The 14789-nt window shown below is 35.9% G+C and carries 15 protein-coding genes; 2 read left to right on the top strand and 13 right to left on the bottom strand.

The genetic code is table 11. The annotated features are described in order from the left end of the window. Positions 1 to 336 precede the first annotated feature (336 nt). Positions 337 to 981, top strand: a complete 645-nt coding sequence (locus KYG33_RS01605) for a DUF1062 domain-containing protein (RefSeq protein WP_077414566.1) — start codon at positions 337 to 339, stop codon at positions 979 to 981. Positions 982 to 1003: 22 nt separating this feature from the next. Here KYG33_RS01605 and KYG33_RS01610 read toward each other — a convergent pair whose 3' ends face one another. The 11 genes from KYG33_RS01610 to KYG33_RS01660 all read right to left on the bottom strand — a co-directional run bounded on the left by KYG33_RS01610 (position 1004) and on the right by KYG33_RS01660 (position 9509). After that, a complete protein-coding gene (locus tag KYG33_RS01610) occupies positions 1004 to 2263 on the bottom strand; it encodes an RNA polymerase sigma factor (protein ID WP_219072552.1) in 1260 nt (419 codons plus the stop codon). A gap of 32 nt (positions 2264 to 2295) precedes the next feature. Further along, on the bottom strand, positions 2296 to 2637 hold the full coding sequence (locus tag KYG33_RS01615; protein WP_077414562.1) for a YciI family protein: 342 nt from the start codon (positions 2635 to 2637) through the stop codon (positions 2296 to 2298). Between the two features lie 79 nt (positions 2638 to 2716). Then, a complete protein-coding gene (locus tag KYG33_RS01620; RefSeq protein WP_077415844.1) occupies positions 2717 to 3628 on the bottom strand; it encodes a PhzF family isomerase in 912 nt (303 codons plus the stop codon). A 139-nt stretch (positions 3629 to 3767) separates the two neighbouring features. Next, positions 3768 to 4169 (bottom strand): DoxX family protein, encoded by a 402-nt coding sequence (locus tag KYG33_RS01625; RefSeq protein ID WP_077414560.1) that lies wholly within the window; start codon positions 4167 to 4169, stop codon positions 3768 to 3770. Between the two features lie 13 nt (positions 4170 to 4182). Further along, positions 4183 to 4803, bottom strand: a complete 621-nt coding sequence (locus KYG33_RS01630) for a hypothetical protein (RefSeq protein ID WP_077414558.1) — start codon at positions 4801 to 4803, stop codon at positions 4183 to 4185. A 64-nt stretch (positions 4804 to 4867) separates the two neighbouring features. Next, positions 4868 to 5470 (bottom strand): Crp/Fnr family transcriptional regulator, encoded by a 603-nt coding sequence (locus KYG33_RS01635; protein WP_077414556.1) that lies wholly within the window; start codon positions 5468 to 5470, stop codon positions 4868 to 4870. Between the two features lie 157 nt (positions 5471 to 5627). Beyond that, positions 5628 to 5945, bottom strand: coding sequence for a hypothetical protein (locus tag KYG33_RS01640; RefSeq protein ID WP_232539095.1), 318 nt, complete (start codon positions 5943 to 5945; stop codon positions 5628 to 5630). 125 nt (positions 5946 to 6070) lie between these two features. Further along, on the bottom strand, positions 6071 to 6418 hold the full coding sequence (locus KYG33_RS01645; protein WP_077414552.1) for a DoxX family protein: 348 nt from the start codon (positions 6416 to 6418) through the stop codon (positions 6071 to 6073). Positions 6419 to 6596: 178 nt separating this feature from the next. Continuing rightward, a complete protein-coding gene (locus tag KYG33_RS01650) occupies positions 6597 to 7010 on the bottom strand; it encodes a hypothetical protein (protein WP_077414550.1) in 414 nt (137 codons plus the stop codon). A gap of 197 nt (positions 7011 to 7207) precedes the next feature. Further along, the gene (locus KYG33_RS01655) at positions 7208 to 8410 is read right to left on the bottom strand and encodes an MFS transporter (RefSeq protein WP_180565691.1); all 1203 of its coding nucleotides are present in this window, start codon (positions 8408 to 8410) and stop codon (positions 7208 to 7210) included. Positions 8411 to 8525: 115 nt separating this feature from the next. Beyond that, positions 8526 to 9509 carry a helix-turn-helix domain-containing protein gene (locus KYG33_RS01660; protein ID WP_219072554.1) on the bottom strand — a complete coding sequence of 328 codons (984 nt, stop codon included), beginning with the start codon at positions 9507 to 9509 and terminating at the stop codon, positions 8526 to 8528. Positions 9510 to 9740: 231 nt separating this feature from the next. Between KYG33_RS01660 and KYG33_RS01665 the strand changes: the two genes are divergently transcribed. After that, positions 9741 to 10586 carry a hypothetical protein gene (locus tag KYG33_RS01665; protein WP_219072555.1) on the top strand — a complete coding sequence of 282 codons (846 nt, stop codon included), beginning with the start codon at positions 9741 to 9743 and terminating at the stop codon, positions 10584 to 10586. A gap of 130 nt (positions 10587 to 10716) precedes the next feature. On the opposite strand, the gene KYG33_RS01670 is transcribed toward KYG33_RS01665, so the two are convergent. Continuing rightward, on the bottom strand, positions 10717 to 11328 hold the full coding sequence (locus tag KYG33_RS01670; protein WP_077414542.1) for a response regulator: 612 nt from the start codon (positions 11326 to 11328) through the stop codon (positions 10717 to 10719). Between the two features lie 5 nt (positions 11329 to 11333). Then, complete coding sequence (locus KYG33_RS01675; protein ID WP_219072556.1) at positions 11334 to 14324, bottom strand: ATP-binding protein; 2991 nt, start codon at positions 14322 to 14324, stop codon at positions 11334 to 11336. Positions 14325 to 14789 lie beyond the last annotated feature (465 nt).

Below are 14789 nucleotides of genomic sequence, written 5' to 3' on the forward strand. Positions count from 1 at the left end.
TTTATCATAACCAAGTAAATAGTCGTTTTGAGAACAACACTTAAACTTATTACTGCTTAGTATCAGTCTCCGTAACCACAGGCTGATCGTTCTTTCGTTTGGGTAATTCTACCCGAACAGGTTTTCATTTCATCATATTATGTATTGCATTGCCTGCCAAAGGCAGCTATATCTGTTGTTTTTGTCTTCATCATTATGATTTTAAAAGACTGAAATACAGTTCAAATTATACCTTAAGAATAGTTTGTGGGTAAATCTCAGATGTATCAACCTTCTTGTAATGCGTGAATAATATGGAAAAAATCCAACAAAGAATAGCAAGCACGATTATAAGTAATGAGTACAAAACATATTTGGGAGGTAAAAGCGAAAAATACTCCCTTACTAAAAAAGAAATGCAATCATTGTAACAGTGACAGATTTTATTGCAGCGATAAATTCAGATTGAATGCTCAAAAAAAGAATATAGATATATGGTTGATTTACCGATGTGTAAAATGCAGCAACACCTATAACATGACTGTTTTTTCAAGAATAAGAACAGAATCTGTCAGTAAAGAACTGTTCAATAAATTTTCAGAAAACGATACGGAAATTGCCTGGGAATATGCTTTTTCACAGGAAATAAGAAAGAAAAATAATGTAGAAGCAGATCTGGAAAGCGTAGCATATGAAATTCTATACAATACCATTCCTGTTGAAGATCTGATCAATATGGACGGTGAAATCATTTCGTTTCAGATACAGTGTTCTTTTGATTTTAACGTAAGAGCTTCAACTGTTATCAGGACATGCTTAGGTCTTTCGTCATCTAAATTGAACCTTCTGCTTGATTCAGGTACAGTTTATTTTAACGGAAAACCTTTACAGAAGAAATACAAGATTAAAAACGGTGATACTGTTAACATCAACACAAAAGCGCTGATCGACATCTATCTTATTGGGAAAGAGGAATTATTTCTCAAAACCGCAGATGAATAATAAAAGAAGAGCCTCCTGATGATTATCGGGAGGCTTTTTTATGTTGAAATTTACTTTGTTTTAAAAGATTAACCTGTTTCTGTAAAGTCTGTTTTTCCGGCTTTGATTTGGTCAGACGGATTGCTTCTTCAAAATGATAAATCGCCTGATCCGGATGGATTTCAGAATATAAATATCCCAGCAGCCCATGATAATATTCGTTGCCGGTGAGATTAAGCTTTTCTGCTTCAGGAAAAGCAATCTCATTTCCATACACTTTGGAAAAAGCAAAAGCTCTGTTTAAGGCAGTAACCGGAGAATATTCAATGATAGCAAGCTGATTGTACAGTGTTAAAATTTGCTGCCATTTATCTTTGGCAGATGAAGTATGCCAATATGCAATACCTGCTTCCAGATGATATTTTGAAACAGAAGTATTGTTGGTCTGGCAGGCTTCTATCAGGTAGTAATTACCTTTTTCAATCAAATTTTTATCCCATAATGTTTCGTCCTGCTCATCAAAAAGAATGGCTTCTCCTTCATCATTGGTCCGGGCATCAAGCCTTGAGCTCTGAAAACACATCAAAGCCAGCAGTGCATTGGTTTTCGGGATGTTGGTAAACTGATTGTCAGTAAGAATCAGGGTAAGTCTTATGGCTTCCAGGCAAAGATCTTTACGGATTAAAAGGTTATCCGTTCTGGAAAAATAGCCTTCATTAAACAATAAATATAAAGTAGTCAACACCGTTTCCAATCGCTGGTGAATATCCTGTTCACTTAAAGAATCTATTGTAAAATGGTTTGTTCTGAGAGCTACCCGGCCCCGTTGCAAACGTTTTTTGATAGTCTCGGTTTTAGAAAGAAAAGCATTGGCGATCTCTTCCACACTGAAGCCGCAGAGAATCTGAAGAGCCAGACATATTTGAGCTTCTTGGGAATTGACAGGATTACAGGTTACAAAAATCATTTCCAGCTGGCTGTCAGAGATATTTTTGGTATCGAAATCTAGGGTTGGATATTCTTTTTCGGTGGTTCTTACCTCTTCTTTTTTGTTTTTTTCAATAATGGAAAGGTGCTTGAAATAATCTTTTGCTTTATTCTTAGCCACTGTATAAAGCCAGGCTGCAGGATTATCAGGAAGTCCGTTTACCACCCAATATTCTGAAGCTTTCAGAAAGGTTTCGCTGGCAATATCTTCTGCAATTTCGATATGTTTGATATCAAAACTTCTGCAAAGTACAGCAACGATTTTACTGTACTCGGTTCTGAATAAATGCGGCGTTATTTCATTCGGATTGGTCATGGTTGATGAAAAGACTGTATCAAAGGTAGTTATTACAATTTACTGATTTCCCTTACTTCTACACTTCCCCCAAATAACAGGATAGGACATTCTTTACATAAAGCAGTCGCTTCTTCAATAGATTCCGCATTGATAAGCGTGTATCCCATGATAGATTCTTTAATCTCAGTGTAAGGACCATCAGAAATTATTCCGTCGGATTTTACAACCTGTCCTGTATTTTCCAGGCGGTTTCCTCTGTCTGCCAGTTTATTCTGCGCAGCAATTCCTGTGATCCAGTTCATCCATTTCTGAGTGTTGGCCTGCATTTGTTCCGGTGATGTCTTGGGCATAGACTTGTAGTCTGCACGGAAGACTAATAAGAATTCTTTCATTGTATTCAAATTTTTGATTCATCTTGATGACGACCAATTTTCCTTAATGGGGACAATTGTTTTAATATAAATATCAGAATTATTTCAAATTCATAGTAGTTCTGAAAACACATACTGCATTTCCGGTAATACGGATGATATCGGGTTGGCTGTCTCTCACGCTAACTTGTACTTTTACTTCACCAATCCTGTTGATGGCTTCCCCTTGTTTTCCGGTAAATTCAAAAATATCAGCAGCAGTTTCTCTGATCTTGTTCTGAATAAGATAACCTCCCAGAGGACCATTTGCATTTCCGGTAACCGGATCTTCGGAAATACCGATAGCGGGTGCAAACATCCTTCCATGGGTTAATATCTCTTTTTCATCTGTATCGAAAGTAAATACAAAATATCCGTTACAGCTAATTTCTTTACTGAGCTTTGTCAAAGCAGCAAGATCAGGAACCAGATGATTTAAGGTCATATTGCTTTTAATACCGATTATTACTTTTGAATGTCCTGTAGAAGCGATCTGTACGGGACATTTTTCATCAAGATCATCCATTGTCAGTCCCAGGGCAAGCACAATTCTTTGGGTCATTGAAGTATCAAAAGCTGGGCTCAGCTCAAATTTTCCCTGTGTCATGGTGATGAGATAATCATTGTTTTCTCTTTCTATATGAATTGGTAATATTCCGATTTGTGTTTTGATTTTAACGATGCAGGAATCCAGGTGGTCTTCCTGAGCTTTTGCGTAAAGCGCAGCAATGGTAGCGTGTCCGCAGGATGGAACTTCTGTAGTAGGGGTAAAATATCTGACCTGATAATCAAAATTTTCTTTGGGATTATCAGACCTGAAAACAAATGCAGTTTCAGAATTATTAAGCTCTCTGGCAACGAGCTGCATTTCTTCAGACGTCATATTTTCAGCATTTAATACAACTCCTGCAGGATTTCCTTTGAATTTCTCTTTGGTAAAAGAATCAATTTGGTAGACGATAACTTCTTTCATATGGGTGATTAAGTTTACTGTAAAAATACGGAATGAAACCGGTGATCCGATGCCTGTTTTATTGTCATTTGGCAAAAAAATAAATCAGAATCCGGAGATCCTGATTTATCAATTAGTGAATAGAAAATTTCAAGGTATTTTAATCCCACTTATTCTGGGTAGAAACTGCATATTTCCCGGCTCCTGTAAAGAAAAAGCTTAGACTTACCAGCATATAGATCACCAGTAATTCCAAAGCCCACCCACCGAATTCATTAAGTTTGAAAATATTAGCCGTCTGTGCAAGAATAGTGGCTGTGAAGCAATTGACTGCAAAAACTAATCCAGCCAGTCTGGCCCTGAATCCCACAATCAGCATAACAGGAGCTATAATTTCTCCTGCAAAGACCCCATATGCAAAGAAAGATGGTAAACCATGCATAGCCATCATATCCTTAATAAATCCAACTCCATGGATCAGTTTGCTGATTCCGTAAACCGACATGGGAAATCCGATGGCTATTCTGCAGATAAGCATTCCTAAATCAATGTTCTTTTTCATTTCTTATAATTATTTAAAAGTTATATTTTATAAATGCCCCGATATTTTCCAGGGTCTTTTTTCCGTTGTTAAACTGATCAAAATTGGAAGCGAGTCCATACATCATTTTATCCTGTTTTACACCAATTCTGATAAACTGGAGTCCTCTGGGATACCCACTGTCATCCAGGTTTCCAATTGCCAGTACACTGAAATATCCTTTAAGGTTTTCTGTGAGATAAGGAGTATATTCAAATGATATAGACTGTTCCAGCGAAAACCCTTTCTGGTAGGTAGTTCCAATAGAGTAGGAGAGAGAATAGCTGGGCTGGATGATTTTGTATTGCAGATAAGCACTGAAAAATGCTCCCGGATTTTTCATTCCAAATGCCGCATTGGCGCTAAGTCTTCTGGTAAAGCTATAAGCGAGGGTATTTCTGATAAAAAATATATTTTCTTTGTCTTTGGTGTATTCTGTATCAAACAAAGTAAGATTGTTCAATTTCAGCTGTTCATTCAGTTGATAATTGACATTATGCATATAGGTATACGACCGATGTCCTAAAACAAGATCGGGAGTATAGGAAAGTTTCTGTGCATTCAGATTCAGGGAAGCTGATGCAAGAGCTGTTATTGTGATGATTTTTGCCTTCATATTTCACTCATTAAATTCTGTGAGCAAAATTATTCGGGCTGGAACGGAATAAACTTAAGAAATCTTAAGAAAGGTCAAACAGGTGTTTTTTTCTAAGATAACTCAAGTATTCTACTGTGATTCCCAGATAGGAAGCAATCATGTATTGAGGAAAACGCTGCTCAATATTGCGGTAGGTTGTGACGAATGTCCGGTATTTAGTATAGGCATCAACCCTTGAATGCTCAAAAGTTCTTTCCTGTAACGTAACATACGCAGATTGCATTTTCAGGCGCCAGAATTCTGAAATGGCCGGAACTTCTTTGTATAATACTTCCAAATGACTTTTACTGATCTGTATAATCGTGGTATCTTCATTAGCCTGAATAAACATTCTTGAAGGCAATTCGCTCAGATAGCTGTACAGATCATTTACCCACCAGTTCTCAATACCTAACTGGGTGGTGTTTTCTTTTCCTTTTTCATCAATATGATAGGCGAACAGACTTCCCTTAGCAATGAAGCGCATGTGTCTGGAAACCTGTCCTTCACGAAGCAGATACTCTTTCTTTTTGAGCTGTGTAATTTCTAATTTTGAAGTAATGCAATCAATATCCTTATCTTCTAAAGAAACGATTTCCTTAAAATGTTCTATCAGCTGTAAAAGTATAGTATCTGTATCTGTCATGAGGTATTGAGTTCTGTTCCCAACGATTATGGTAAGGGCGAACTACGGGTGCAAATTTACATAAATATTAAAAATTGCAGGAAGAACACAGGCTTAACCTCAGTTGAAAGAACACAGTTGAAGTCAGAAATGATACTTTTTTAAGTAAAAAAAGAATTTATCTGGCCTGTCCGATATCCAGTTTATCAAATTTCCCTTCTGCATTTTTATGGAATTTGAAGTAAGTCTGAAATGTTCCCCATTTTCCGGCTTTAAAATTACCATATATGTTTTTTCCATCATTTTCTACGCGGTCTATGCTGAGAAACATCTCATTACCCAGAGCATTGGAGAAGAAAGATTTGAAATCTATGGAATTACCGTCGTCGGTCATTGCAGGATTTTCTGTAAAGAAGCTATACCAGCTTTTATCACCGTTTTGTAAAGCTTCTATGGCTTTTTTTACTTCAGGGTCTGTTATTTTTGATAAGTCCATTATTTGTTGTTTTTTTGAAAGTTGTGGTTCTTGATTTTGTTTTTTTTTGTTTGTGTTTTGTCCACAGGCTATACAGGAGAAGCCTGTCAGGAATATGATGATTAACTTATAGGTTCTCATTGGTTTTAGCTTTTAAGAGGATGTTGCAGATAAATAATAAGCAGATTCAGACAAAGAAAAGGAAGTTCTATCATAGCACCTTTCAGGTCTTTATTTAAAAGCTGAAAACAGATAATCAAAAGGATGCCGGCTGCCATCAGAAAATTTCCCCAGACAAATGTTTTTGGAAATAAAATCATTACAGAAGCCAGTATAGTAACAGCTCCGTTGATCATAAGTCCTGTTTTGTCAAATCCCCATTTTCCGAACATTTCTGTTATTTCAGGTTTACCGGAAATCATAGCAATTCCTTGTTTGAAGCCCATAAAGACAGCAAATAGAATCAATGCAGAATTAATAATCTTTAGAATCATTGATGTGTTTTTTATATTATTAATACAAATATCAATGAAATTAATGATATATCAATGGTGAAGTTTTCGGAATTTATTATAAATGAAAAAGATGTGGATTCTGTATGCTTTATTCTAAAAAGAAGACCACAATTTAACTTGTAAATTGTGGTCTTCTACAGCTTTAGAACCATTTAAACTACGATTCTGTTTTCAAATAACCATAATGCAAAGCTGTTTCTTTTCCGAACAGGCTTGAGAAAATATTCTGAAACTCATGGATGTACCTGCACTTTATAGCGTTCCCATATATTTTCAGACCTTCCAGTATTTTTCTGGAACTCAGGTCTATATCGTATTTTATAAAAGGTTCCGGTCTTTCGTACCGTATACTCTTATCCGAACTGTACGTTCTTGAGAATCCCAGTTTTTCAAGCCATTCTTCTGTTATTTTAATAGGTCTGATAGAAGCTGCAGGGACTGAGATACTTTGAATATCATTTTCAATTTTAACAAAATAAGCCTGCTCGACATTGTGAAAGATCTCGGAGATTATATAAATCTGATTATTATACTCCACCAAGTTCTTGATTTTTAAATCTGCTACGTTCATGATATTTTGATTTTTAGGTGATGATATAGTCCTGTACAAACAGCAAATACTATGCCCGGCATTATATTGTTGTACCCTGTTTTAGTGAAGGTTAGGTTAAATTTTTACTATAAAAAATTAATAATATGTTAAAATAGTAGGCTCATAAGTGAATGATAGCATGTTGCCAAAAAAATGGATGTGGTATGTATGTGGTACTAGTTTCTTGTTCTTGCTTTAGGTACTACATTGGCTGTGGCTAACAGAAGGGCTGTGATAACCGCTATGATAAGAATCCCTATGAAGACATTCCAGGAATAAGCATGAAGGAGATAACCGGTACCGCTGCCCAAAATACTTGAACCAAAATAGTAAAACAGCCAGTAAATAGAAGTGGCTGAAGATTTTCCGCGTTTGGCATACAATGCAGTCATCTGGCTGGCCATTGTGTGGGCTGCGAAAAAAGAAAGGGTAAAAAGACCGAGCCCGAAAATAAGAATATAAATATTTTCGGATAATAACAATGCCGCACCGGTGAGCATAAATAAAATAGAGCCTTTCAGGATATTGTTCATGGGAAATCTTCTGGAAAGACGGCCAACGATCATTGTTCCAAAGACCCCGAAAATATACATGAGAAAGATAAAAGCAATGATAAAGTGGCTTAATGAAAATGGTTTTGCTTCCAGTCTGAATGTCAGGTAATTATAAACACTCACAAAAACACCCATCAGTAAAGCTGCTGTACAATATAACCGAAGCATGTAAGGATTGGTCAGGAAAAACTTCATCTGTTTTACCTTAAGATGATAATCTGTTTTCTGTGGATTGAAAAACCTTGATTCCGGGAACAGTTTCCAGAATATAACTCCCAGAATGAAGCTTTCTATCCCTATAAAAAGTACCGCATTGCGCCATCCGAATTCACCGGCAAAAAGAGTCGCCATTATTCTTCCGCTCATTCCTCCGATGGTATTACCACTAAGATACATGCTGATAGCTGCCGGTACTGCCAGAGCATTCACTTCCTCTGTGAGATAGGCCAGAGCAACCGCCGAAACTCCGGAAACAACAAAACCCTTCAGTACTCCGATAGCGATCAGGAGGCTTAAGCTCGGGATCCAGGTGGAAATAATGGTAAGTATGGCAGATGAAATCAATGAAAAGACCATCAGACCTTTTCTGGAATAGCTGTCTGCTTTAAAAGCAAAAAACAGTAATCCCAATGCCATACCTATTGTGGAGGAAGATACAAGAAGGGAAGTATCACCTACAGACACCCCGAACTGTTCTGCAGCCATAGGCAGCATCGGCTGGAAAAGATAAAGCTGAGCAAAAACAGAAAGTCCCGAAAAGAAAATACAAAGTTTTATATATCGGAAACGTGAGCTTCCCTGACTGGCTTTTTCAGATGAATTCATGATTTTTTGCAATTAAAATGCAGTGGTTAAACAGAAAAATTGAGTTCTGTAAATTTCCTGATTATTTTTCGGATTTAAAAATCATAATTTCAATCATATGTATTGGTGAAAAAAATCAATGCATATGTAAACTGCTGATGTATTCTGAGGGAGTAATGCCCTCCATCTGTTTGAATACCCTGTTGAAAGTAGACTGATTTGAAAATCCCGCTTCGGTGTAAATATACATAAGAGTTACCTTCTCAATATCATTTTCAGTAAGCAGTCTTTTCACACACTCAATCCTGTGCATATTCAGATAATTATTGAAATTGGGATATCCCTTTACCCGGATTGATTTTGAGATATAACTGCTGTTGATATCCATTTCTGCAGAAAGTTTTGAAATATTGAAATTAACATCTTTATACAGCTGTTTTTCTCTCATTACAAGCTCAATTTTCTCAAACAACTCATCTGCAAAAGGAGCTTTTTCTGTTACAAGGATTGGCTGAACTTCCGGATTCAGAGCTTTCTCTTTAATTTCATGGTAAATTTCAACTCTTTTTATTTTGTCTTTAAAATAGATCAGAAGGGATATTACGGCTACATTAGAAACCATAAGGATTGTATCTGTAATTCTTACATCATCCTGACTGTGCAGAGGGAAGTTAAAGCTGAAATTTTTTGAAATAAGATAGCCTGCAATAATATTCAATAATACAAATATGCTGTAGATAAAGACGTATTTCCTCTGAAAGAAAACATATGCCGCCAGCGGAATCGGGATAAGCCAGACAAAACTTGCTATAGAATTGTTCCAGAAAGCCAGCATGATATAAAAATTAAAAAGGGTTGCAATGACAATATAGGAATGTACCATTACATTTATTGAATACGTCTTACGTACAATGAGGTAAGTGTAGACCATTAAAAAAAGTCCTCCAAAAAGATACCAGGCCATTATTTTATCCGGGATGATAAAAGTAAATATCAAACCAAATACAGCAAGAATAACAGACATCAGAATGTTGTAATAATACACCAGCTGTTTTTTGTACTGTTCAATTTTTATGTCTTTTGCGGTATTCATTTGTGGTAACAGATAATTTTTAATCATTTCAATTCGCTTTATAACAGTCAAATATCAAAAGATGACTATGATAAAATATTGATTGTTAGTTATTTGTGTTTTGATGAGCCGTTTCCGGGTTTTCATTGATTATTAAGGAATTTGATTTATCCGTGCAGATAACTTTGCACCAGCTAGCTCAACCAAGGTTTATTGATTCCTATCAATTGATCCACATGATTTATTCACCCCTTAATAATTTTAAACAAATATACTAAAATGAAGAAAATAAAATTAACTCTTGCCAGCATAATGATGAGCTTCTCAATAGCGGCATATTCCCAAGTAGGGATCAATACAGATTCCCCTAAAGTAACATTACATGTGGAAGGAAAACCAGATATCGCTACCATTCCTGATGGAGTAATGGCTCCCAGGGTAACGGGCGATCAACTGAAGGCGAAGGATAACGTCTATCTGGCTGAGCAGACAGGAGCTTTAGTCTATGTGACCCAAGCTGTGACGATGCCTTCTGTAAAAACGGCAAAGGTAGATAAAGCCGGCTATTATATGTTCAATGGAACCACCTGGAAGTTTGCATTTGGAGGTAAAGACGACGATATTACAATTGGTGATCTAATTTACTATCATGGAAGCATTCCTGCAGGTACCTCCGGAGCGGGTACGTTGGCCAGTACCTATCTCTCTGATCTTCCCGTGCTGGGAGGTTTCTTAAGACTAGACGCTCAATTCAACAGCAGTTCAGCAGGTACAGGGTCAGCCACGACTTTTAATCCACGACTTTATAATGCAGGTACTTCAGACGTGAAAATCTGGGTTTCGGAAATGTCTACCCATACCGGTGATTCTGACAACGGAAATATTAAACTGTCGCCAGGTGCCTACAGACAGTTTGATGACGGAGTTTATCTTACACAGACCCATAATGAGACGGTAACATTTGATATTACCATACAGGAACCGGAGCCAAGATGGTACAGAGTGTATTATGCATTCCGTGTAGACAACAAATCTACAACAGGAAGCAGTGATGCCACTACAACGGATTCCAATACTTCTGATAACACAAGAGAATTGTTTCTATCTGTTCAGAGGTTATATTAACAGAGCATTTTTCTATGATTCTAAAAACACATTGATTCTATAAAAAAATAAACAGATCAACGGGTGAAAACTCTAATGAGATTTGTGTTTTTTCTGGGGCAGGAATAATAGGAGATTCCGGCCCCGTTTTTTAATGCATCATTTCGTAAGCCTTGATCAGTTCTGCAATATTGGCGACATCAAGCTTTTGAAAAATTCTCTTTTTGTAAGTACTCACGGTAGACATCTGGATATTAAGCCTGTTGGCAATTTCAAGATTTCCGTTTCCGTCGGCAAGAAGCTTAAAGATTTCATATTCACGGGATGACAGCTTTTCTACAGGATTGTTTCTTTTGTTTTGGATAATAAGACCAATCAGTTCTGCAGGATAAAAATATCCTTTTTCAATCACTGTTTTCACTGCATTTTTGATTTCTTCCTCACTGCTTTGCTTATTCAGATAACCTTCAGCACCCTCTCTGATATATTGGATGGCGACATCTTTATCATATCCTGAAAAGATAAGAATCTTGAGGTCATTCTGTATATTTTTAAGCTCCGGAATCATTTTTTTATACTGAGTTCCAGGCATATCAATGTCTAGAATAAGTAGGTCATAATGTGAACTGCCAAGCTTTTTTTTCACCTGGTCATAGTTTTCTGCAAAATCTATTTTCAACTCCGGATAAGCAGTTTCAAGAACCAGAGAGGTTCCTGCTCTTACTACATAATGATCATCAGCGATTAAAATTCTTTCATTCATAGAGATTAGTTTTTATTGAGTATTATTTTCACAACCGTTCCTGAAGGTTGGTTTTGGCTGAAACTGATTTCAGCGTTGATCTTTTTCACCAGATGAATGACCATATGCAGACCAAGACCTTTCCCTTTGAAGCTGGGTGTCTCCAGTGTAGGATTTCTGAACAGGTTCATATAAATAGCAATCTGTTCTGCGGACATTCCAATACCTGTATCAGAGATTATGATTGTGGATTTTTGTTGATTTTCTGTAATATTCAGGCTTATATTTCCTTCAAACGTATTTTTCACAGCATTATCAAGGATATTATGAATAATGGCGGTTAAAATACTTTCGTTTACTTTAGAGTACACAATATGTTCAGTAAGCTGGGTGATTGTTGTTCCCTGCTCTTTGGCAATTTCACAGAATAGCCTGTTTTTGATTTCCAGAATTCTGTTGACAGGATATTCCTTTTCTTCAAAAATATTCTCCGCTTTGTAAAGCTCAGTATATTCTTTTAAATTCAGGGTAAACTGATAAAGCTGTTCCGAAGATTTATAAATACTGTCAAAATATTTCTTCTGAAGTTCCAGATCATCAGACTCATGAAGCTTCTGGGAAAGCATGGCGATAAACCGGATAGGAGTTGTGATGTCGTGGCTGATGGTTTCCACCAGTTTTTTCTGATATTCCGTTTCTTTTTGCAGATTGCTTTTTACCACTTCAAGATGAAGAGAAGTTTCTTTCAGTTCAGAGTTTTTATTACGAACAATTTGCTTTAATGCTTTATTCTTTATTCTTAAAAAGTTGGTAGTCAGCTGAACAATGATAATAATGATAATCAGTATAATCACAGAAACAGACACCCTGAACAATAATGTCTGATAAAAAAGAGGCTGAATGTTGAAGCGGATTGTCTTTATCTCATACTTCCCGTCCGGAGAAATAAGTATTCTTATGCTGAGCGTATATTCACCCGGAGAAAGATTACTGATGGTGTATTTTAATTCGCTTCCTGTTGGGATCTGTTCCCACTCAGTATTTTCCTTTCCCGATATTTTCCCTTCGATATACAGGTTTTCCGGATTAGAAAAATAGGGGATATCAATAAAAACATCCGCAGTTTTATAATCATTCTTGAAATCAAGGGTCTGACGAAAATACTGAGGTTCAGAATTTCCTATTTTTACCCTTTCAATATAAATTTTATTCCTTTCCGGATAATAAGTCCTAATATTGTCCGGGTTGAAAAACACAAATCCGTCCATTGATGGAAATACAAATTCTCCATTCTCCAAAGCGTAAGCATTGGGCTCTGAGCTGCCATTGAATTCATTCGTCAGGAAGCCGTCTCTCTTAGTGAAACGGTAATAAAAGACCGGAGTTTTTCTATTTTCTGCATACTGCAGCAGTTGTTTTTTAGGAACTTTAAAAAGGCCATTGTTGGAAGAAATCCAGTAAGCACCTTTTTGATCTTCAAGCATATAATGAGCCGATTGCAAATAACCATTTCTGTCATTCGGCATCTTGATGAGTTTGTGGTTTTTGAAAAGATAAAATCCATTTTTATTCGTAGTAATCCAGATCAGATTATCCTTTGTTCTGAAAATACTTTTGACATGAATATTTTTGATGATTGGAGTTATTGTATTGCTTCCCAGCATTACCGAATACAAACCGTCACTGTTGCCGGTCAGAATTTCATGGTCACTGTATTGGAAAAAAATATTGACAAAACTTTTAAAATTATAAGTGAAATCCGGATTGGTAAACAGATTTTTTTTATAAAGACGAAGTTGTGTACCCGAAAGATCCGTAAATGTAGTGCCATAAATACTTCCGCTTTTCATAAAAGCTTCGAATCCTTTACCTATGAAAGTTGAGTCCTTCCTTTTATACCCCGAATTTTTGTAATATCTGATAATACTGTTTCTCTTTCTGATCAGAATATTTTCGGAATCGTCATACATCATCAGATAATTGTCATTGCATCCGAACAGGTGTTTATTGACAATACCGTTTTTCCCAAATTCTGTTCCATCCTCTGCGATGATTGTACTGTTACTGAACGGAAGGGAAGCGTAATACACATTGTTGGAAAAATCTGCTTCTTTCTTTGAAATATAAAAATTGGTAAGCTTAAGTACATTAAGCCCGTTGTTAAGTGTTCCCAGATAAAGTTTATTAAAGTCTTTATCAAAAAACATAGAACAGTAAGAGTGATCGCCGATTTCCTCAAACTTAATGAGAAATCTTAAACGGAGATTCTTTTCGTTACCCTCTAAAATATAAATATTATCATGATTGATGATAAAAGTCTGATTGGTAATTTGCTGCCAATAGATTTTGGTGTCCGGATGATTAAAAAGTGTTGGTTCTTCAGAAACAGAAAGCTGTCCTTTATAGATAGAATAGGTTTTCCTTTTCTTCAGATCATTAATAAAAAGAGTGCCATTCAGGACAAAAATATTATTCAGATCCTTATTGGTAAATGGGATTGCTATTCTGGTCTCCTTTTTTCCTTCTTTATAGATGATCGTATTCTTTTCTGTAAAATAATAGGATGCATTCTTAAGCTGTATAAAATACTGAATATCATTATAAAAGCTTGATGTTATAATATTATTGGCAATCCGCTGTACAATAGCATTGCCATTGGAAAAAGCCATTTTATCATCCCCCGTAAGATTGGAAAGTTTTGGAAACCTGTTTTTAATAATTATTTTATTCTCCTGGAAATTATTAAGGACCGTAATGCTGTCCAGAAGCGGATCACCAATAAATTCCCCAAAATGAAGATTGTTTACTTTGAAATTATTAAAAGTAATAAATGAACTTCCGTCATATCGTACAAGACCGTTCTCTGTGGAGATCCAGATAAAACCATATTTATCTTTAACAATGGCCTTTGCACTGCTTTGCGGAAGCCCATTGTCTATATTGTACCACGTAGAAGTGTGGCTCTGTCCGTAAATGTTTAAATAGATGCAAGCAAATATAAATGCCCAAACTCTCATAGATGTGCAAAACTGATCTTTATCTCCTGCACTAGTGCAAGAGACGGTTAATAATAGTGTTTGTACAAGTCAATGTTTTTTTAATGGGCAGGAACGATTGAAAATAAATTTTTATCATTGAAGTTTTCAGGTCTTTTGTGTTTTATATTTTTTGATTGTGTAAAAATAGTGAAATTATGGAGATAAATCAGTATCCCAAAATCTGTTTTGTACAAGTTTTATCCCGGTTTGCTGACGATAGGGTACATAAAATTTTCCAAAACATTATAATATTTCAATAATAAGTGATAAATTTATACTGAATTCATTTTGAAATTCCTTCTACAAATCTCAGTGCTGTACAGAACTTATGATTGGTTTTAGGATTTTGAAAATAATAAATATTTATGCTTTTGTATTTTTTTTAAGAGTTGCTGATAAATAGTTTTTAGTTTTAATTAATTGCTTTTTGTAGTAAAAATTTGA

The sequence above is a fragment of the Chryseobacterium sp. D764 genome, assembly GCF_019317325.1.
Lineage (GTDB): Bacteria > Bacteroidota > Bacteroidia > Flavobacteriales > Weeksellaceae > Chryseobacterium.